This window comes from Cupriavidus taiwanensis (genome assembly GCF_900250075.1).
In the GTDB taxonomy this organism is placed as follows: domain Bacteria; phylum Pseudomonadota; class Gammaproteobacteria; order Burkholderiales; family Burkholderiaceae; genus Cupriavidus; species Cupriavidus taiwanensis_C.
Genome location: NZ_LT977070.1, coordinates 182418 through 200920 on the forward strand (window position 1 = coordinate 182418; position 18503 = coordinate 200920).

15 protein-coding genes and 1 tRNA gene are annotated in these 18503 nt (G+C 66.4%); 7 read left to right on the forward strand and 9 right to left on the reverse strand.

Annotation, left to right across the window (positions count from 1 at the left end; all coding sequences use genetic code 11):
- Positions 1-82 precede the first annotated feature (82 nt).
- From phhA to CBM2588_RS00855, 4 genes are all read left to right on the forward strand, one after another.
- Positions 83-1012 carry a phenylalanine 4-monooxygenase gene (phhA, locus tag CBM2588_RS00840; protein ID WP_115678951.1) on the forward strand — a complete coding sequence of 310 codons (930 nt, stop codon included), beginning with the start codon at positions 83-85 and terminating at the stop codon, positions 1010-1012.
- Positions 1013-1198: 186 nt separating this feature from the next.
- Positions 1199-1498 (forward strand): 4a-hydroxytetrahydrobiopterin dehydratase, encoded by a 300-nt coding sequence (locus CBM2588_RS00845; protein ID WP_231942082.1) that lies wholly within the window; start codon positions 1199-1201, stop codon positions 1496-1498.
- Between the two features lie 163 nt (positions 1499-1661).
- Positions 1662-2366, forward strand: coding sequence for a response regulator transcription factor (locus CBM2588_RS00850; RefSeq protein WP_115678953.1), 705 nt, complete (start codon positions 1662-1664; stop codon positions 2364-2366).
- A 71-nt stretch (positions 2367-2437) separates the two neighbouring features.
- Positions 2438-4129 (forward strand): sensor histidine kinase, encoded by a 1692-nt coding sequence (locus CBM2588_RS00855; protein WP_115678954.1) that lies wholly within the window; start codon positions 2438-2440, stop codon positions 4127-4129.
- 26 nt (positions 4130-4155) lie between these two features.
- On the opposite strand, the gene CBM2588_RS00860 is transcribed toward CBM2588_RS00855, so the two are convergent.
- On the reverse strand, positions 4156-4671 hold the full coding sequence (locus CBM2588_RS00860; RefSeq protein WP_012354323.1) for an SET domain-containing protein: 516 nt from the start codon (positions 4669-4671) through the stop codon (positions 4156-4158).
- A 1157-nt stretch (positions 4672-5828) separates the two neighbouring features.
- On the opposite strand from CBM2588_RS00860, the gene CBM2588_RS00865 reads away from it, so the two are divergent.
- The gene (locus tag CBM2588_RS00865; RefSeq protein ID WP_012354324.1) at positions 5829-6107 is read left to right on the forward strand and encodes an HU family DNA-binding protein; all 279 of its coding nucleotides are present in this window, start codon (positions 5829-5831) and stop codon (positions 6105-6107) included.
- A gap of 241 nt (positions 6108-6348) precedes the next feature.
- A complete protein-coding gene (locus tag CBM2588_RS00870; RefSeq protein ID WP_115681346.1) occupies positions 6349-7347 on the forward strand; it encodes a DUF2272 domain-containing protein in 999 nt (332 codons plus the stop codon).
- Positions 7348-7422: 75 nt separating this feature from the next.
- Here CBM2588_RS00870 and dinB read toward each other — a convergent pair whose 3' ends face one another.
- From dinB to ltrA, 4 genes are all read right to left on the reverse strand, one after another.
- Positions 7423-8502 carry a DNA polymerase IV gene (dinB, locus tag CBM2588_RS00875; protein ID WP_115678955.1) on the reverse strand — a complete coding sequence of 360 codons (1080 nt, stop codon included), beginning with the start codon at positions 8500-8502 and terminating at the stop codon, positions 7423-7425.
- A 64-nt stretch (positions 8503-8566) separates the two neighbouring features.
- The gene (rarD, locus tag CBM2588_RS00880; protein ID WP_115678956.1) at positions 8567-9472 is read right to left on the reverse strand and encodes an EamA family transporter RarD; all 906 of its coding nucleotides are present in this window, start codon (positions 9470-9472) and stop codon (positions 8567-8569) included.
- A 150-nt stretch (positions 9473-9622) separates the two neighbouring features.
- The gene (locus tag CBM2588_RS00885) at positions 9623-10759 is read right to left on the reverse strand and encodes a TRAP transporter substrate-binding protein (protein ID WP_115678957.1); all 1137 of its coding nucleotides are present in this window, start codon (positions 10757-10759) and stop codon (positions 9623-9625) included.
- 283 nt (positions 10760-11042) lie between these two features.
- Complete coding sequence (gene ltrA, locus CBM2588_RS00890) at positions 11043-12755, reverse strand: group II intron reverse transcriptase/maturase (protein ID WP_115678958.1); 1713 nt, start codon at positions 12753-12755, stop codon at positions 11043-11045.
- Between the two features lie 1453 nt (positions 12756-14208).
- On the opposite strand from ltrA, the gene CBM2588_RS00895 reads away from it, so the two are divergent.
- Entirely contained in the window at positions 14209-15858 is a 1650-nt protein-coding gene (locus CBM2588_RS00895; RefSeq protein WP_115678960.1) for a carbohydrate porin, read from the forward strand.
- Here the strand turns inward: CBM2588_RS00895 and CBM2588_RS00900 are convergent.
- The 4 genes from CBM2588_RS00900 to CBM2588_RS00915 all read right to left on the reverse strand — a co-directional run bounded on the left by CBM2588_RS00900 (position 15842) and on the right by CBM2588_RS00915 (position 18463).
- The gene (locus CBM2588_RS00900; protein WP_115678961.1) at positions 15842-16558 is read right to left on the reverse strand and encodes an aquaporin; all 717 of its coding nucleotides are present in this window, start codon (positions 16556-16558) and stop codon (positions 15842-15844) included. The two genes, CBM2588_RS00895 and CBM2588_RS00900, sit on opposite strands and share 17 nt — an antisense overlap.
- 297 nt (positions 16559-16855) lie before the next feature.
- Entirely contained in the window at positions 16856-17347 is a 492-nt protein-coding gene (locus CBM2588_RS00905) for a hypothetical protein (RefSeq protein ID WP_115678962.1), read from the reverse strand.
- A gap of 269 nt (positions 17348-17616) precedes the next feature.
- Positions 17617-17692, reverse strand: a tRNA-Phe gene (locus CBM2588_RS00910).
- Positions 17693-17752: 60 nt separating this feature from the next.
- The gene (locus CBM2588_RS00915; protein WP_115678963.1) at positions 17753-18463 is read right to left on the reverse strand and encodes a response regulator; all 711 of its coding nucleotides are present in this window, start codon (positions 18461-18463) and stop codon (positions 17753-17755) included.
- Between the last annotated feature and the right edge of the window lie 40 nt (positions 18464-18503).

The window sequence follows — 18503 nt, forward strand, 5'->3', positions numbered from 1 at the left end:
TCCGGCGCCTAAACTACGCAGTAAATCCGCATCCATGCTGGCGCCAACGCAGCCAGCACGCATTCCAGGAGACACCAGCACTATGTCCATCGCCATGGCCACCGAAGCCCCCGGCGCCTTCCAGGGCACCCTGACCGACAAACTCAAGGAACAGTTCGACGCCGGCCTGCTGTCGGGCCAGGAACTGCGCCCGGACTTCACCATCGCCCAGCCGGTGCACCGCTACACCAGCATCGACCACGCCATCTGGCGCAAGCTGTACGAGCGCCAGGCCGAGATGCTGCGCGGCCGCGTCAGCGACGAATTCCTGCAGGGTCTGGCCACGCTGGGCATGGAAAAGGACCGCGTGCCGGATTTCGACCAGCTCAACGAAACCCTGATGCGCGCCACCGGCTGGCAGGTCGTGGCCGTGCCCGGGCTGGTGCCCGACGAGGTCTTCTTCGAGCACCTGGCCAACCGCCGCTTCCCGGCCAGCTGGTGGATGCGCAAGCCCGAGCAGCTCGACTACCTGCAGGAGCCCGACTGCTTCCACGACGTATTCGGCCATGTGCCGCTGCTGATCAACCCGGTCTTTGCCGACTACATGGAGGCCTACGGCAAGGGCGGCCTGAAGGCGGCCGGCCTGGGGGCGCTCGACATGCTGTCGCGCCTGTACTGGTACACGGTCGAGTTTGGCCTGATCCGCACGGAGCAGGGACTGCGCATCTACGGCGCCGGCATCGTCTCGAGCCAGGGGGAATCGATCTACAGCCTGGACTCGGCCAGCCCCAACCGGATCGGCTTCGATGTGCGCCGCATCATGCGCACGCGCTACCGCATCGACACCTTCCAGAAGACCTACTTCGTGATCGACAGCTTTGAGCAGTTGTTCGACGCCACGCGCCCGGATTTCGCGCCGCTGTACGAAGCCCTGCGCGCGCAGCCGACGCTGGGCGCGGGCGACATCGCCGAGGGCGACCTGGTGCTCAACGCCGGCACCCGCGAAGGCTGGGCCGATACCGAAGACATCTGATCCGGCGCGCGCGCGCAAACCCGGGGCGGCCTGCCACACCGCTGCCCCGCCCTGCTCCATTCCCCGCTTTGTGAAACAATGCCGGCATGCCCGCCGCCCCGGCGCGGGCGGGCCGGCTGTCCGCATGGTGCGCATCCGCCGCACTGCGCGGCCTTCGTTTTTTTCAAGAACCAGATCGAGCCCACCATGACCCCTCTGTCCCCGCAAGCCCGTGCCACGCTGCTCGCCGACCTGCCCGGCTGGACCACCGTCGACGACCGCGACGCGATCTTCAAGCGTTTTACCTTCCACGACTTCAACGCCGCCTTCGGCTTCATGACGCGCGTGGCGATCCAGGCCGAGAAGGCCGACCACCACCCGGAATGGTTCAACGTCTACAACCGGGTGGACATCACGCTGTCCACGCACGACGCCAACGGCCTGACCCAGCGCGACATCGACCTGGCCCACTTCATCGAGCGCGCCGCCGACGCGGTGACCAACTGATGGCGCGGCCGCCCTGGCGGGCGGCTGTAGGCCAACCGTAAGGAAGCGCGGGGCGGCGCCTAGTACAATCTGCGGCAGGCCCGCGCCGCCGTGTGGGCCGTGGGCCTCTTGCCCTCTTTGTCTGCCTGCCAGCCATGCCCAACGTCCTTCCCGAGCTGCCGCCATGCGTATCCTGCTGATCGAGGACGACCGCCAGATTGCCAGCGGCGTCGAAGCCGGCCTGTCCCGCGCCGGCCACCAGGTACGCGTCGTCCACGACGGCGTCTATGCCACCGAACACCTGCTGCGCGAGCAGCACGACCTGGTCATCCTCGACCTGGGCCTGCCCGGCATCGACGGCATGACGCTGCTGGCGCGCTACCGCGCCCGCAACCGCACCACCCCGGTCATTATCCTGACCGCGCGCGACGAGCTCGAAGACAAGCTTTCCGGCCTGAACGCGGGCGCCGACGACTACCTGATCAAACCCTTCGCGCTGCCGGAACTGGAAGCGCGCGTGCGCGTGCTGCTGCGCCGCAGCCAGCATGGCGAGGCCGCGCCCGAGCGCGACGTGCGCCTGGGCCGGCTGCGGCTGTCCGGCAACGATCGCCGCATGTTTATCGACGCGCGCCCGCTGGAGCTGTCGCCGCGCGAGTTCGCGGTGCTGGAACTGCTGCTGCAACGCCAGGGCCGCGTGGTCAGCAAGGCCCAGCTGCAGGACCACCTGGCCACCTTTGCCCACCCCGCCGGCGAAGGCGGCGATACCGTCGGCGACACCGCGATCGAGGTCTACGTGCACCGCGTGCGCAAGAAGCTCGAGGACAGCGACGTCGAGATCATGACCGTGCGCGGCTTCGGCTACCTGCTGCAGATCCGCGCCGGACAATGACAGCGCTCCTGCCGCTTGCGCCGCCCGGCGCACGGTCCTGATCCCCGGCGCTGTCCCAGGCCCAAACGGCAATGTGGCCCCGCTCCCGCACCTCCTCCCGAGTCTCCTGGCGCACCGCCTCGCGCATTGCAACGCGCAATGTGCCTCCCGCTTCCGCCGCGGCTGACCCCGGCGGCGCCCCGCCCGCATCGCCGCGCCAGGCCGCCCGCCCCGGCTCCAACATCAGCCTGCGCGTGCACCTGCTGCGCGCACTGGCCACGCCGCTGTTCGCGCTGGTGCTGACCAGCGGCTCGCTGTCTTACTGGCTGGCGGCGCACTACACCACGCAGGTGTTCGACCGCGCGCTGTACGGGGTGGCCAACAATATCGCCCAGCAGATCCGCATCGCCGGCCCGCGGCTGGAACAGGACATCCCGATGATCGCGCAGACGCTGGTCGAGGCCGAGGGCACCGACCGCATCTACTGGCGCATCCACGGTCCTGACGGGCTGATCGGCGGCATGGATACCTGGCTGGGGTACGGCACCGGCCAGACCACGCTGCACGATGCGCGGCTGTTCTACGCCTGGTTCAGCGGACGCCAGGTGCGCGCGGTGCGGCTGCCGGTGATGCTGCCCAGCGCCGCCGTGGACGAGCTTGGCACCAGCGAGGCCGGCAAGCCCGCGCGCGGGCCCATCGTGGTGGAAGTGGCGGAACTGCTGGACCGGCGCGAGACCGCAGCCAACGAGATCCTGCTGTCGGTGTCGGTGCCGCTGATCCTGCTGCTGCTGGTCGGCAGCCTGATCCTGTCGCACGTGCTCAAGGAAGAGCTGGTGCCGCTGCAGATCCTGGCCGACAAGCTCAACCGCCAGACCGCGCGCTCGCTGGCGGCGCTGGACGAAACCCAGGTCCCGGCCGAGGTGGCGCCGCTGATCCGCGGCCTGAACGCGCTGCTGGCGCGGCTGCGCGACGCGCTCGACGCGCAGCGCAAGTTCATTGCCGATGCCGCGCACCAGCTGCGCACGCCGCTGACCGCGGTCAAGCTGCATGCCGACCGGGCGCAGACCGCCGATTCGCTGGAAGTGGCCCGCCATGCGCTGCGCGAGGTGCAGACCGCGGCCGACCGCGCGGTGCGGCTGTCCAACCAGCTGCTGTCGCTGGCGCGGGCCGAGCCGGGGCTGTCGCTGGAACGGCTGGGGCCGGTGGAACACTTCGACCTGGCCGAGCTGGCCTTTGAAATCGGCGCCGAATGGGTGCCGCAGGCGCTGGCGCGCCGTATCGACCTGGGCTTCGAGATCCTGCCAGGCCCCACCTTCACCGGCAGCGCGCCGGCGGTGGTGCGTGGCAACCGGCTGCTGATGCGCGAGGCGCTGTCCAACCTGATCGACAATGCGGTGAAATACGTGCCGTCGGGCGGGCGCATCACGGTGCGCGCCGGCGGCGAGGCCATGGGCCACCGCGGCATGGCGGTGGTGATGGTGGAAGACAACGGCCCCGGCATCCCGCCGCAGCGGCGCGAGGAAGTGTTCAAGCGCTTCTTCCGCGGCGACCGCGCCCCGGAGCCCGGCGGCGGCCGCGCCGACCAGGCGGGCGGGGCCGGCCTGGGGCTGGCCATCGTGCATGAGATCGTGACCCTGCACCACGGCAGCATCCGCATCGAGGACGTGCCGCCAGCGCCGGGCGCTGCGACACAACCTTCCGTCACGGACAGCACGCCCGAGCGGCGCGCGGTGATGCGCTTCGTGATCCGGATCCCGTGCGAGCCGGCAGGGTCGGTGGCCTGAACCCGCGGCCGCGCGGGTAGCGGCCCTTATTTGGCCTTCTTTTTCTTTTCCTTAGGCGCCAGCATGGTGCCGCGGCATTGCGGGCTGCCGCAGCGGCACTCGAATTCCTTCTTCAGCTTGGCGGTATAGCGCGCGTCGATCACCAGGCCGTAGTCATAGAACAGCTCCTCGCCCTGGGCGATATCGCGCAGCGCGTGGATAAAGACGCGGCCCTTCTTTTCGCGAGCCTCGCAGTTGGGCTCGCAGGCGTGGTTGATCCAGCGCGCGCGGTTGCCGCCGTACTTGGCGTCGATGACGCTGCCGTCGTCCAGGCTGAAGTAGAAGGTGTGGTTGGGATCGCTGGGATCGTGCGGATGGCGCTCCAGCGCCTTCTTCCACGAGATGTGCTCGCCCTTGTATTCGATCACGCGCTCGCCCTCGGCAATCGGGGCGATGGCATAGACGCCCTTGCCGTGCACGCCTGACTGGCGCACCTCGATCCGGTCGCTCGCCGTTTTCTTGCTGCCCTCGCCCGCTGCCTTGCGCTTTGCCTTGTCCGCCATTTGCCTTTCCGTGCTTTCGCCTGTTGTGCCTGGGTGGTGGCCGGTGCCGGCCGCCCGGCGCGATCGGGGATGATACCGGGGCGACCGCGACACGTATACGTGGCAACGATACGTGGCAACGCTGACGTGCGTGGCTGCAGCCGGCACGAACGACGTATACCTCCCCTCCCCGCCGTGTCGCCGCACCCGGTATACGCCGCGCCCGTTTACCACCCCGCATGTGGATAACCCCGCCCCGATCTGTGGACAAGCACGCGGATTGGGTGTGGGCTGCCTGGGGCTGGCATGGGGACGCCTCGGGCATAAGTCGGAGGGGGTTCGGCCCACCCCTCATCCATTGGGCGGAGTCTTCCACTTCGGCCAACATTCGATGAGACCACTTCTCGTTTACGTAAACCCTTGAAGGCAAAGATGTTTACGGGGTTTTCCACAGCGGCTGCGGGTGTTTACCTACTACTACTATCTGTATACATGAAAGAAAAAGGTAAACCGAAAGAACGATCCCAGGCCCGCGGCACCGTTCGAAAGGCGACAGGCGTAAACGGCGGGTTTGCGAGAGACTTTCTGTTTGCCCGTTCGGGCGCTGCGTATACCGCCGATGCCGTATACCGGGCAGCGGGACTGCTATCGCGGTATACGCGGATGCCTGCGGATCTCGGTTCGGTGAGATCGAGGGTCCATGCATGCGCCGAATAACGCCGGGCAAGGCCGCCGGAAACTTGCTTCTGGGCATGCACCATAGTGCAGTTGGATGCGTTGCAGCCCGTACAGCGCCTCCTGCCCGTTCAGGAGCTCGAGGGTGCCCAGACCCTCGGAACGGATCTCCGGGCTGTCAGCGGCCTTCTGAAGGCGCCTGGCATGCGGGTATACCGTGCTACACCGGTCGCGGCAGCCAGGTTCCGTGACGTACGGGATTTGCCGCGCATTTGCCGTTTGCGCCGCTATCCCGCCGACGGCGGGCCCCCTTCCAGCGCGTGCGATTTGCCTCCAGCCCCGTACTGGCGCGGCCTTGCGGAAACTGCCAGGTAACAATCTGTTCCCGGTGCGCCTTGTCCGACACGGTATCATGTGGCCCGCGGCGTCTTTGCCGGAGCGGTGCCAGCCTGGCCGCCCGGCTGCGGACGCCTGTGTTTTATCAACTCGATACGGAGTGAAGCATGACGAAAACCGAACTGATCGACGCTATCGCAGCCGGGGTGGACGGTCTGACCAAGGCCAAGGCGGAACAGGCACTGAACGTGACCCTGTCGGCCATCATGGACGCTGTGGCCAAGGGTGACACGCTGAGCCTCATCGGCTTTGGCACGTTCAGCAAGGGCGAGCGTGGCGAGCGCATGGCGCGCAACCCGCGTACCGGTGAAGAAATCAAGGTCGAAGCCGCCAAGACCGTGAAGTTCAAGGCGGGCCAGAAGTTCAAGGACGCTGTCAACCAGTGATCCTGACGGGCTGCACTGCAGAGCCCGGCATTGCCTGACCCCGCCATGCCGCCGCCCCGGTGCCCGAGGGCGCAGGCGCGCGCCAGGCGGGGGACGTTATCCACAGTCGTGAGCTGAATATCCTGCAGTATCCGCCGCATCGCCCGCTCCGCGCCTGGGCGATCGCGCGCCAAGTCTTCCAACAGGCGTCCAGCCTTGGCCAGAACTCGCCATGCCGGGCGCCGTGCCATGTGGGGCCAACATGTTTGCCCGTCCGCAGCGCCGCAGATCTCCACAGCGTTATGCACAACGCTTTCCACAGCCGATTCCACAGCGTTCTCCACAGGCGCGTGCGCCGCTGCGCGCCGCCGGCGCGGCCGCGCTGCTGGCGCTGCTGAGCGCCTGCACCACCGTTATCGAACCGGCCCGGCCGCAAGCGCGGGCGCTGCCGGACACCGAGCGGCCTGTGACGAGCCCGGGCGCCACGCCGCGCGAGCGCATCGTCGAGATCGCCACCAAGGAATGGGCCCGCTGGGGCGGACAGGTGGTGCGGCTGGGCCGCGACGACACCTCTTGCGTGACCTACAGCCCGGTGCCGGCGCCGGAATTGCCTCCCGAGCTGCCGCTGGCGTCCCCGACCGACGCCGCAGCGCCCGCCGTGGCCACCACTGATACCGAGTCCAAGACCAACGGCAACCCGCCGCCGGCAGCCAGCTGCCTGTCGTTTCCGGACGGCACCGGCATGGAGGCCACGCCGCTGGGCTGCACGCTGGCGCGCCGCTACTGGGGCATCGTCGGCGAAACGCCCAGCTGCAGGCAGGTCACGCAGGGCGCCTGGGCCTGGTCGGCGGTCTTTGTGTCATGGGTGTTGCGCAAGGCGGGGCTGGACGAGCGGCAGTTCCTGACCGGCCAGTCGCACTCGATGTACGTGGTCGACGCCCGCGACGGCATCCTGCCCCGCCCCGCGTTCCGTATCGAGCCCGTGCCGGCGATGCCGCGCCCCGGCGACATCATCTGCGCCGGTCGCGGCCGTGACCGCTATCTCGAGGACATCGCCGAGATCGGCTTCGGCACCACGCCGATGCATTGCGACATCGTGGTCGCCGTGGATCCGGCCGCGCGCGTGGTGCGGGCCATCGGCGGCAACGTCCAGCAATCGGTATCGATGGAAGAGATCGAGCTGGGCGATTCGGGTCGGCTCGACGGGATCACCAACTCGCATATGCCGTGGTTGCTGGTGATGCGCAACGACCTGCAGTAAGCCGGTTTATCGATGGGAATTATCGATCCGCGCTTATTTCTTCATTGCTGATAAATCACGTAAATAAACCAGCGATCAATCGAACAACTCCAGCTGCGCGGTATCCCGGTCGCTCGTGCCCACCCCAACCCCCAGCAGCCGCACCGGCAAGCCCCGGCGCGCATGGCCCTCGGCCAGCAGCCGTGCATAGACGCCGCGGTCCGGGGCATGGCCGCGGCATTCCACCGTGGTCTGCCGGAAGTCGGAGAAGCGCAGCTTTACCGTGAGCTTGTCAATGGTGTCGTGCGCCTGGGCGCGCGCGATGCGCGCCTCCAGCATGGCGATCAGCGGTTCCAGCTCGGCCAGGCAGGCCTGCAGGTCGGGCAGGTCGTCGGCATAGGTCTCTTCCACGCTGATCGACTTGCGCTCGCGCTCGGGCGTGACCGCGCGCTCGTCGACGCCGCGGCACAGCTTGTACAGCCGCGCCCCGAACACGCCGAACTCGCGATGCAGGCGGTCCGGCGACCACGGCCGCAGGTCGCCGCAGGTCTCGGCCCCCAGCCGGCGCAGCTTGGCCGCGGTGACCTTGCCCACGCCATGGATGCGCTCGACCGGCAGCGCGGCGACAAAGGCATCGACCGCGGCGGGCCGGACCACGAACAGGCCGTCGGGCTTGTTCCAGTCGCTGGCGATCTTGGCGACGAACTTGCTGGGGCCGACGCCGGCCGATACGGTCACCCCGACTTCCTCGCGCACGCGCTGGCGGATCTCTTCGGCGATGCGGGTGGCGCTGCCGGCATGGTGCGTGCACAGGCTGACATCGAGGTAGGCCTCGTCCAGCGACAGCGGCTCGACCAGCGCGGTGTATTCGCGGTAGATCGCGAAGATGCGGCGCGAGACCTCGCGGTACTTGTCCATCGCGGGGCGCACGATCAGCAGGTCCGGGCAGCGCTTGAGCGCCTGCGCCGACGCCATCGCCGAGCGCACGCCATAGGCACGCGCCTCGTAGTTGCAGGTGGCGATCACCCCGCGCCGGTCTGGCGCGCCGCCCACGGCCATCGGCCGGCCGCGCAGCGACGGGTCGTCGCGCATTTCGACCGAGGCGTAGAAGCAGTCGCAGTCGCAATGGATGATCTTGCGCTGGACCGCGGCAGTGGCGTCAGGCGGGGCGGACATGGGGGCCGGGATGCGGAGCGGCTATCCGCAGATTATCAACGGGATAAATGGCTGATATCGATTTTCAGGTCGTCTCATTGATAGATTGGATGCCAGCGGGCTTCTGCCGCGCATTCATCCACAGTCCTTCGGCCGCATACAAGGCCAGCGACAGCCAGATCAGCGCGTAGCCCACCTGCTTCTGCGCCGGGAACGGCTCGTGCCACAGCCACACGCCCAGCAGCAGTTGCAGGGTCGGACCGGTGTACTGCAGCAGCCCCAGCAGCGACAGCGGAATGCGCCGTGCGCCGGCGGCAAAGAACAGCAGCGGCACCGCCGTCACCGGCCCGGCCAGCAACAGCAGCCACTGCGTACCCGGCGCTGCGTGGGTAAAGCTGTCCTGGCCGGTGGCGAACAGCCAGCCCAGCGCCGCCGCGGCCAGCGGGAACAGCAGCAGCGTTTCCAGCGACAGCCCTTCCAGCGCGCCCAGCGCACCGGTCTTGCGCAGCAGCCCGTAGCCGCCAAAGCTGGCGGCCAGGCCCAGCGCGATCCACGGCAGCTGCCCGGCCGCCACCGTCAGCCAGGCCACGCCAGCGGCCGCCACCGCGATCGCCAGCCATTGCACCCGGCGCAGGCGCTCATGCAGGAACACCACGCCGAGCAGCACGCTGAACAGCGGATTGATGAAATACCCCAGGCTGGCGTCGACCACGCGGTTGGCCGACACCGCCCAGATATACAGGAACCAGTTGGCGCACAGCAGCGCCGCGCTGGCGGCAAACGACAGCAACAGGCGCCGGTCCCTGACCACCTGGCCCAGCCACGCCCACTGGCGGCGCCAGGCCAGGATCAGCCCCAGGAAGACCAGCGACCACACCATCCGGTGCAGCAGGATCTCCATCGGGGCGATGCCGGGAAGCGACTTGATGTAGAGCGGGAGCAGGCCCCAGATGAGGTAGGCCAGCAGGGCGTAGAGAATGCCGAGTTGCATAGGGATTTCCGATCGATGCCGGCGATTCTACCGGGGCCGCGCCATCCCCGCCGGCGCGCCCCGCGTGCGGCCGCCGCCAACAAAAAACCCCATGCTCCCAGGGGAACATGGGGTTTTGCGGCAGGCCCGGTTGCCCGGGCGCCACGCGGCTTACAGCTTGCGCGCGAAGCTGAACTGGGCGTAGCCCTGCTCGGCCACGTTGAACCAGGCCGCCTGGTTGTTGCGGAACACGCGCCAGTCGTCGTAGATCTTCTTGAACGACGGGTTCTTCGCGGTTTCGTCGGCGTAGGACTCCTGGGTCGCCTTGAAGCAGGCCTCCATGATCTCCTTGGAGAACGGGCGCAGCTTGACGCCGTTTTCCAGCAGGCGCGCCAGCGCCTGCGGGTTGACCGTGTCGTACTTGGCCATCATGTTGGTGTGCGCCTCGATGGTGGCGGTTTCAAGCGCGCGCTTGTACAGCGCCGGCAGCTTCTCGAACTCGCTGGCCGAGGCGTAGAACGACAGCTGCGCGCTGCCTTCCCACCAGCCCGGGTAGTAGTAGAACGGCGCCACCTTGTAGAAGCCCAGCTTCTCGTCATCGTACGGGCCCACCCACTCGGCCGCGTCGATGGTGCCCTTCTCCAGCGCGGGGTAGATGTCGCCGCCGGCAATCTGCTGCGGCACCACGCCCAGGCGCGACAGCACCACGCCGGCAAACCCGGCGATGCGGTACTTCAGGCCCTGCAGGTCGGCCACGGTCTTGATTTCCTTGCGGAACCAGCCGCCCATCTGCGCGTTGGTGTTGCCGCCCAGGAAGTTGACGACGTTGTATTCCTTGAAGAACTCGCGCATCAGCTTCATGCCGTTGCCCTGCATCATCCAGGCGTTCTGCTGGCGTGCGGTCAGGCCGAACGGGATGGTGGTGTCAAAGCACAGCGTCGGGTTCTTGCCGAAGTAGTAGTAGCCGGCGGTGTGGCCGATCTGCACGGTATTGTTCTGCACCGCGTCCAGCACCTGCAGGCCGGGCACGATTTCACCGGCGGCAAAGACCTTGATGTTGAATTTGCCGTCGGTCAGCTCCTTGACGCGGGCCGACAGCAGCTCGGCACCGCCATAGATGGTGTCGAGCGACTTGGGAAAGCTCGAGGCCAGGCGCCATTCCACGGCGGGGTTGCTGCCCACTACGGCCGGCGCGGCCGGGCCGCTGGCGGCGGCAGGCGCTGCCTTCTCTTCACCCTTGCCGCACGCGGCCAGTGCCCCGGTGGCAGCCACGGCCGACGCTTTCAACAGAAAGGAACGACGTTCCATCTCCACTTCTCCTCTTATAGATATTGATTCGGATGCGGGCGCACGGCTTGCATGAGGCCGCGCGCCGGACCGTGACGCACCGGCCGCCGGGGTACGGCAGCCTGCGCAGCGCTGTGCCTGTGGCGAACGGGCACGGCGGCGTGCCCCGCATGCCCGGCGCTGGACCCGCGCGCGCGGCCGAGGGCTGTCTTACCCGAAAGAGTAGGGTAGGGACGAAGGTCATTACTGACCTGTCCCCCCCTAGGAACCGTACGTGCGAGTTTCCCCGCATACGGCTCGAGTCTCAACTAAATGCCCCTTCGGACACCGGCTTCACAACAGTTCTACCTTGGTGATGCACTTGCTTGTGACAGTTCGGATGCAGCAGCACGCGATTCCCTAGCGCATCGGAGCCCCCGCGTATGCGAGGTTCGATGTGATGATCTTCCCATCCTGTTTCCTTGGTTATCTTGCACTGACACACTGCGCACAAGCCTTGCTGGGATAGATACAGCTTGATCCACTGCTTCCGGTGCGCCATGTTTTCCAACATTCGCTCCTGTCGCAGCTTTTCGCCGTACCGTTCCTGCGTAGGATCGAAGGGATTGTAGTCCCCCCGAATCTTCTTGTGCCGCCGGATAGTCGTACCCGCAAGCGAATACAGTTCTGTCCAGCCTACACTGCCGTTGCCGCTCACGAACTTGGTTCCAAACACCCAGTTTCGTTCGCCGACGGTCGCAAAGTATTTCCTACGCACCCATTCGACGGACTTATGTGGATGTCGCCGCTTTGCCCACCGTCGCAGAGCATTGAAGATTTCATGCTCCACGCGGGCGAACACCGCTTTCGCCACCACCGGACTGTGATACTGTGCCCAGCCCCGTAGCATCGGGTTTAACAGTCGAATTAAGTCCGACTGCTCCACCGTCTTGTTGGTGCTGATGACCGCCTTTACCTTGCGATAGAACGCTTGCGCGTTTTTCTTGCTTGGCTTTATGAGCAGGGTTCCGGAGTACTTCCGGAAATTCCACCCTAGGAAGTCAAAGCCATCAGTGATGCTGACGATCCGCGTTTTCTCCGTAGACAGCGACAGCCCCCGTACTGCAAGGAACTGTTCTATCCACGGCTTCACTTCGTCCTCTAGGACCTCCGGCGTATCACCGGTGATGACGAAGTCGTCCGCATAACGCACAACGTTCACTTTGAGCCTTTTCGCCTTGGTCGCTCCCAACTTCGTTCTGAGGAACTCGGTGAGTTGCGTTTCCAAGCCGTTCAGCGCCACATTTGCCAGAGTCGGGGAAATGATGCCTCCCTGCGGTGTTCCGGCTTCGGTCGCCTGAAACTGGCCCTGAAATACCACGCCAGCTTTCAACCACTTGCGCAGGATTGCTTTGTCCATGGGGACATTGCTCTCCAGCCAGTCGTGACTGATATGGTCAAAGCATCCTTTGATGTCTGCTTCCAGTACCCATTGAGCCGAGGCCTTCTGAGATAGGGAAACAAACAGCTGGGACATGGCATCCGCGGTGGATCGGTTGGTCCTGAACCCATAGGAGTTCGGATCGCTCGTTCCTTCGGACACCGGTTCCAGCGCCAGCAAATACAGCGCTTGCATGGCTCGGTCCAACATGGTTGGAATGCCCAGAGGGCGCTCCTTCCCATTGGCCTTGGGGATGAAAACCCTCCGTAATGGCAAAGGTCTGTACCCCCGGCGCTTCAACCTCCCAATGGCTTCCCACCGGGCTTCAGGCGTTGTCCACTTTTCGCGATCGACGCCTGCCGTTCGCTTACCTTGGTTCATCGTCACTCGTCGTACCGCCAGTGCTTTGGCGGAGAACGAGCGGGTCAGAGACCGTTGCAGGGCTTTCACCCTACGCCAGTCCCCTTCCTGTGTCGCCTTCGCAATTCGAATCTGCATTTCTCGAACGTTCCGCTCCACGCGGCGCCAATTAATGGCGCCCCAGGTTTGCGGCACGCCGGAGAGCGCAGATTCATCCTTGCGGATCAATGCTTCCATGCTGCTCTCCTATCTTGAGGATCTCCCCCAACATCAAGAGACAGCACGCCCCTTGAGGGACGTGTTGCCCCTCAAGGGATGAAATTTAAACAAGCGAGATCAGTCAGCCGTCCTGCGACGATTGACCAGTTGGAAGTCTGCCCGCTTTCGCGTGGGATGATGTCTCAACCCCTATCCGGACCATTACAGCCCGGCATTCGCTTTTTCCAACCTCCCATACCCGCACAGCCAACAGCGTTCCTTGCGGTTCGCCTGCCTGAGCCAAACTGCGCTCCGGCAGCCATACGGGCTTACCACGTTCCCTGCGCATTACACGACTGGGTTAGGGTCTGCCTTTCCGCCGGTGGTCATCGTGGCGACGTGTCCCAAGGCTTGAGTAGGACAACCGACCACACACCTTTTGGTTAATGCCTAGCAGCAGCTTTGGCATCTCAATCGTTACGACGTTTATCAGCAGTTCACTTACGTTACCCATACCAGTCAGCCTAGCGCCTCAACCCCGTTGCTGCTCGGAGCCTCCACCATCCTGTCTCGCGACCTGATGGCACCCTTTCGGGGGCTACATTGTCAGGAGAGCTTCACACCCCACCGTTACCAGTGACGCATGTCTCCCTAGGCTACTGCTAGTCGCATAGCAGGTTCTCTATCGTGTAACCCTTTCGGGCATATCCGACCGAACCATAATGCACAGAGCTACCGCTCCGGGACCTCACTTACCTACCACTGTGCTCCTATGCAAGCGAGCGCTTGACGGCATCGGTCACTCTTGCGAGCGCTGGCTGCCGTCCCAAAGAACGTAGCGCCGTTCTATCCAGAACGGTTTGAATGCTATGTTGCGGCGATACAACGGAATCTCCGCTGTTTGACCGCATACACCCTCCGTTAGGGGGATGCCTACAGAGAACTCGCCCAAAGGCGAGCGTCCCCGCCCTTGGGCAATGGCTGGAAATCCATCCAGCAAAAAGCAAGCTGCAAGTTGGCCACTGTTCCGGCTTCCTCACAACACATCGGACTCCCCCTAGCTGTTCGGCCGGGTTCGTCTAAGCAAGTAATGGTCGAGATTGGACGGTTCAGGCCGAAGCCCTCCCCTTGTCTCGACAAGGTCGATGCTCCTTACGTTGGAGCTACCCGGACACGAGAATGCGTGTCGCACCAAGCCAGCCGATTATAGCGGTGGCCCTTTCGGCACGGGGCCCCGCGCAAGTGCGGGTTTTCGCTAGTCGATTGCGTCATTTCCGCTGTTTTTCGTATTGTGAGACGCCGCACGGTGTGATGGATTTTGTAACCCGGCTTGCGGTCAAATGGTCTCGGCTGATAAAAAACAGTCCCGCCTCCGGAGCCCTGCCTGCCGGATATCGTGGTTGCCCGCTGAATCGCCCCGTTGCCGTACCAATTGCCTGCTTGTTCTCGTCGACCCCCCCTGAAGCCGCCTGGCGCTTGCGCAGGCCGTCGCGTGCCGCTGCGCCGCGTCGGCTTTGCCGTGCTGGCCGCCTGGGGTCTGGTGGCATGCGCGCAGACCAGCGCTCCGGTGACGAGCGCTGACGAATCCGCGGCAGCCTTGCGGCCGCCGCGCATCGCGCCGCGGCGAGCGGTGCCGGCAACCGTCACTGCGTCAGCGGCGGCACCCGCCCCAGCGCTGGCAGCGGCGACCGCCGAAACCGCGCAACCCCCCGCGCCGGTCACCGCCGAGGATCCGCTCGCCGCGCTGATCGCCGGCGAAGCGGCGCCCGCGGCGGGCGTCACCGTACCCGCTTCGGCGGACACCAGCGTCGCCGCGGCCCTGCCGCCGGTCGAACCCGACATGGTCGGCCCACCCGAACCCCCGGCCCTGCCGCCACCGCCGCTGGTGCTGTTCCCGCCCAGGCTTGGCGAGTTCCAGGCCGAGGCGCGCCCTGCCCCGGCTCAAGGCGCGGCGGACGCCGGCACGCCGTCGGACGCGCCGCCGGTATTGCATTCCCAGCTGCCCGCCGATGACCCGGCGGGCGAGTCCGTGTGGCGCCTGAGCTACAGCGGACGCGCCGCGGTCGAGGATCGCCCGTCCACCATGCGCGCCTGCCCCGGTGGCGCGCTGTCCACCGGCATCGGCAGCGGGCTGGCCTGCCGCAGCGCGGGCGAGGTCCGGATCCGCGAGTCGGTGCTGGACCTCGACGGCGGCGCCCAGGTGATGCTGATCGCGCAGGCGCGCGGCACGGATGCCACCACCGTCAATGGCCGCCCGGCGGCGATCGATCCCTATGCGCTGGTGCCGCAGTTCTATACGGCGGTGAGCGGGCTGGCGGTGCTGGACGGCGCCACCATGTGGGCCGGCCGGCGCGACAACGCGCCGTTCCTGATGTCATCCGGGCTGTTGCCGCCCAATTCGACGGCGATGCGCTTCGGCGTGGACAACGCCAGGCTGATCGGCGATATCGGCCTGAGCTACCAGTACACCGCCCGCGCCGACTCGAACGGCCAGAACCTGCCCAGCTACCACTCGCTGCGCACCGCGCCGATCCCCACCAATGAACAGGGCTCGGTCCAGCTCGGCTTCACGCGGGTGGAAGCCCAGCCGCTGGTGGAAGACTCGGGCGGGGCGTGGTGGGCGTCGGCGCTGCACGAGCAGAAAGGCGTGCTGTTCGGCACCAACCGGCTGGGGGTGCAGTTCGGCTCGGGTTCACGCAACGCCATGACCGGCTATACCGGCATGGGACCGTCGCTGTCGCGCACGCGGGTGGCCGATTCCATCGAATGGAAGAGCCGCTGGGGGCTGAGCGGCGCGGTCGAGCAGAGCCTGCAGTTCGACCGTTCGCCAGTCGGCACGCTGCAATGGACCACCACGCGCCTGCGTCCCGCGTACGTCGCCAGCAGCCAGTTCCGGCTTAACTTCGAGGTGTCGCACGACCAGATCTCGTCCGGCTTCGGCGTCAGCGGCCAGCGCACCGCGCTGACGGTGGCGCCGACGCTGACGCTGGGCAAGTCGGCCGGCAATGCCAACCTGCGCGCTTTCTACACCTACAGCCGCGCCAGCGATGTGGATGGCATCGGCTACACCGCGCCGGCCGACGCATGGGCGTCGCAGCCGAGCGGCTCGATCTTCGGCGTGCAGCTCAATCGGCGCTGGTAGTTGCGCCGCTAGTCACCCTGACCGGAGCCGAGGTCACCGCGGCGGGTTTGCGAAACAGCCAGTGGAACAGCAGCGTGGCCGCCAGCCCGCCGCCGATCTGCGCCAGCATGAAACCCGGCACGTCCTGCGGCCGGATCCCGGTGAAGGTATCGGTCAGCGCGCAGGCCAGCGTCAGCGCGGGATTGGCGAACGAGGTCGACGACGTGAACCAGTAGCCCGCGGTGATATATCCGGCCACCACGAACGGCACCAGCTGCGGGCGGCTGCGCAGCGTGCCGATGCCCACGCCGACCAGGCCGAAGGTGGCCACGAACTCGCTCCACCACATCGACGCGCCGGTGCGGCTCTGCGCCGACCATGCCAGTGCCGGCTCGCCGAACATGGCGTGCGCCGCGAGCACGCCGCAGACGCCGCCCGTCAGCTGCATCAGCACATAGCGCAGGGCGTCGCGCGGCGCCAGCGCGCCCTGCACCAGGGCCGACAGGCTCACCACCGGGTTGAAATGCCCGCCCGAGACCGGCCCGAGCGACACCAGCAAGGCCACCAGCCCGGCGCCGGTGGCGAGCGAGTTAGCCAGCAGCGCGAGCGCGGTATCGCCGGCGGCGAGGCGCTCGGCACGAATGCCCGAGCCGACCACGATCGCCACCAGCAGCGCGGTGCCGAGTCCTTCCGCCACCAGGCGGCGCGCCAGCGTACTCATCGCTGCGCTGCGCCGTCGCAGCGGCGCGAAGCATGGGCGGGAGCAAGGCACGCCCGTGGACTTTTATCAGGACCAGTAGCGGAAACGATGGGGACAGCGCGCAGCAACAAGGTAGACAACGTCGCCTGAGACGACGCCTCGAACGGTGGCAGGTCGTGGCCCCGAGCAGGGCAACGCCGCGGCGCAGCGGCTGCGCGCGCGGTCGCGACAGTGTTCCGCCGCGGCCCGGGCGCGTCAATGCGCGCTGGCGATGTTGTGTGCTGACGCCGGGTTTCGAATCGCGCCGTTCAGCGCCATTCAGCGCAACAGGAAGGCAATATCCTCGACCACGATATTCGCCACCGGGATGCCCTTGCGGCGCTGGAACAGGATGTGCTGCTGCACGCGGCTGCGCTGCTCGGCAAACACAGCCGGATCGATCGGCGTGCCGATGCGCATGTAGTGCTGCACCAGCAGCTTGTAGGCGCGATGGCGCACCTGCATGGCCTCGGCCTCGGCGCGCAGCCTCTTGATCTCCGCCGGGCTGCGGTCGATGGCCTGGTGCAGCTCTTCCACCGTGCGCGCGTGCAGCTCGCGGTAGACGTCGCGCTCGGCTTCCATCTGATGCAGCTCGTCGCGCAGCGCGCGGATCTTGTTCTGCAGCTTCAGCGTCTGCGACACCGCCTGCTGCATCCGCCCCGCCGCCCCCAGCGCCTGGCTGGCCGCCGCCACGGTGCTCTTCCACAAGCCACGCTCGCCGGCCGCGGTCTGCGGCGGCCAGTGCTTGTCCGTCCCGATCAGTGTGTCCATCCAACCCCCGGTAAGAAAGTATCGGCGCGGGGCCGGGGTATCCGCGTTATGGCTGCGCGTTGCAATGCGGCTTGGCCGGCCGGCCCGTCCCGCCTGGTGGCGGTGCGTCAGGGCATCCTAGAGAGACATGGATCGGCTGCCAAGTAGAAGATTTTTACTTCTGGATTGGCTGTTGCGCCGCGTCGGCGACAGCGCGGGCGGCATGGCAGCCACACTGACTGACCGCCCAATGCAAAAAGCCCGGCTGCAAGAGCCGGGCTTTCCTGTTCTGGTGGCCTGGGACGGAATCGAACCGCCGACACAAGGATTTTCAATCCTCTGCTCTACCGACTGAGCTACCGGGCCAAAGAAGCGAAACTATAACTGGTCTTTTTGGGCCAGTCAAGCGTCATGTAGGGCACTGCCTCAGTGTTCGGCCGGCTCTGGCTTGTTGCGGCCCAGCTCGACGCCGAGCTGCTTGAGCTTGCGGTACAGGTGGGTACGCTCCAGGCCGGTCTTCTCGGCCACGCGGGTCATGCTGCCGTGTTCGCGCAGCAGGTGGTATTCGAAATAGGCGCGCTCGAACAGGTCGCGCGCTTCGCGCAGCGGCATGTCGAACGAGAACTGCATCTCGGCTTCGGGCACGCGCGCCGGGTTGCCGTTGGGTGCGGCTTCGGCAGTGGCCTCGGGCGTGGCGGCGGCCGTGCCTGGCTCCGCGGTCGGCGCGGTGGCGGGTGCGGCGGCGGCCGTGGTGGTGCTGCGCGGGCGTTCGATGCCGCGGGCCAGGCCCTGCTCCACCGCGGACAGCAGCTTCTGCAGCGCGATCGGCTTTTCCAGGAAATTGAGCGCGCCGATCTTGGTGGCCTCGACCGCGGTATCGATGGTGGCGTGGCCCGACATCATGATCACGGGCATGGTCAGCTGTCCCTGCGCGGACCACTCCTTGAGCAGCGTGACGCCATCGGTATCGGGCATCCAGATATCGAGCAGCACGAGATCGGGCGTGCCCGCCGCACGGTAATCGCGCGCCTGTTGCGCGTTTTCCGCGAGTTCGACCACATGGCCTTCGTCGCTGAGGATCTCCGAGAGCAGCTCCCGGATTCCCATTTCGTCATCGACTACGAGGATGGTTGCCATACTTCCCCTCTTAACCCCACCGCAGCGTTCCGGGACCGGA

Bases quoted from the DNA above. Each gene is read 5' to 3' on its own strand.
- phhA (WP_115678951.1), top strand. From the start codon at position 83: ATGTCCATCGCCATGGCCACCGAAGCCCCCGGCGCCTTCCAGGGCACC.
- CBM2588_RS00845 (WP_231942082.1), top strand. From the start codon at position 1,199: ATGACCCCTCTGTCCCCGCAAGCCCGTGCCACGCTGCTCGCCGACCTG.
- CBM2588_RS00850 (WP_115678953.1), top strand. From the start codon at position 1,662: ATGCGTATCCTGCTGATCGAGGACGACCGCCAGATTGCCAGCGGCGTC.
- CBM2588_RS00855 (WP_115678954.1), top strand. From the start codon at position 2,438: ATGTGGCCCCGCTCCCGCACCTCCTCCCGAGTCTCCTGGCGCACCGCC.
- CBM2588_RS00860 (WP_012354323.1), bottom strand. From the start codon at position 4,671: ATGGCGGACAAGGCAAAGCGCAAGGCAGCGGGCGAGGGCAGCAAGAAA.
- CBM2588_RS00865 (WP_012354324.1), top strand. From the start codon at position 5,829: ATGACGAAAACCGAACTGATCGACGCTATCGCAGCCGGGGTGGACGGT.
- CBM2588_RS00870 (WP_115681346.1), top strand. From the start codon at position 6,349: ATGTTTGCCCGTCCGCAGCGCCGCAGATCTCCACAGCGTTATGCACAA.
- dinB (WP_115678955.1), bottom strand. From the start codon at position 8,502: ATGTCCGCCCCGCCTGACGCCACTGCCGCGGTCCAGCGCAAGATCATC.
- rarD (WP_115678956.1), bottom strand. From the start codon at position 9,472: ATGCAACTCGGCATTCTCTACGCCCTGCTGGCCTACCTCATCTGGGGC.
- CBM2588_RS00885 (WP_115678957.1), bottom strand. From the start codon at position 10,759: ATGGAACGTCGTTCCTTTCTGTTGAAAGCGTCGGCCGTGGCTGCCACC.
- ltrA (WP_115678958.1), bottom strand. From the start codon at position 12,755: ATGGAAGCATTGATCCGCAAGGATGAATCTGCGCTCTCCGGCGTGCCG.
- CBM2588_RS00900 (WP_115678961.1), bottom strand. From the start codon at position 16,558: ATGAGTACGCTGGCGCGCCGCCTGGTGGCGGAAGGACTCGGCACCGCG.
- CBM2588_RS00905 (WP_115678962.1), bottom strand. From the start codon at position 17,347: ATGGACACACTGATCGGGACGGACAAGCACTGGCCGCCGCAGACCGCG.
- CBM2588_RS00915 (WP_115678963.1), bottom strand. From the start codon at position 18,463: ATGGCAACCATCCTCGTAGTCGATGACGAAATGGGAATCCGGGAGCTG.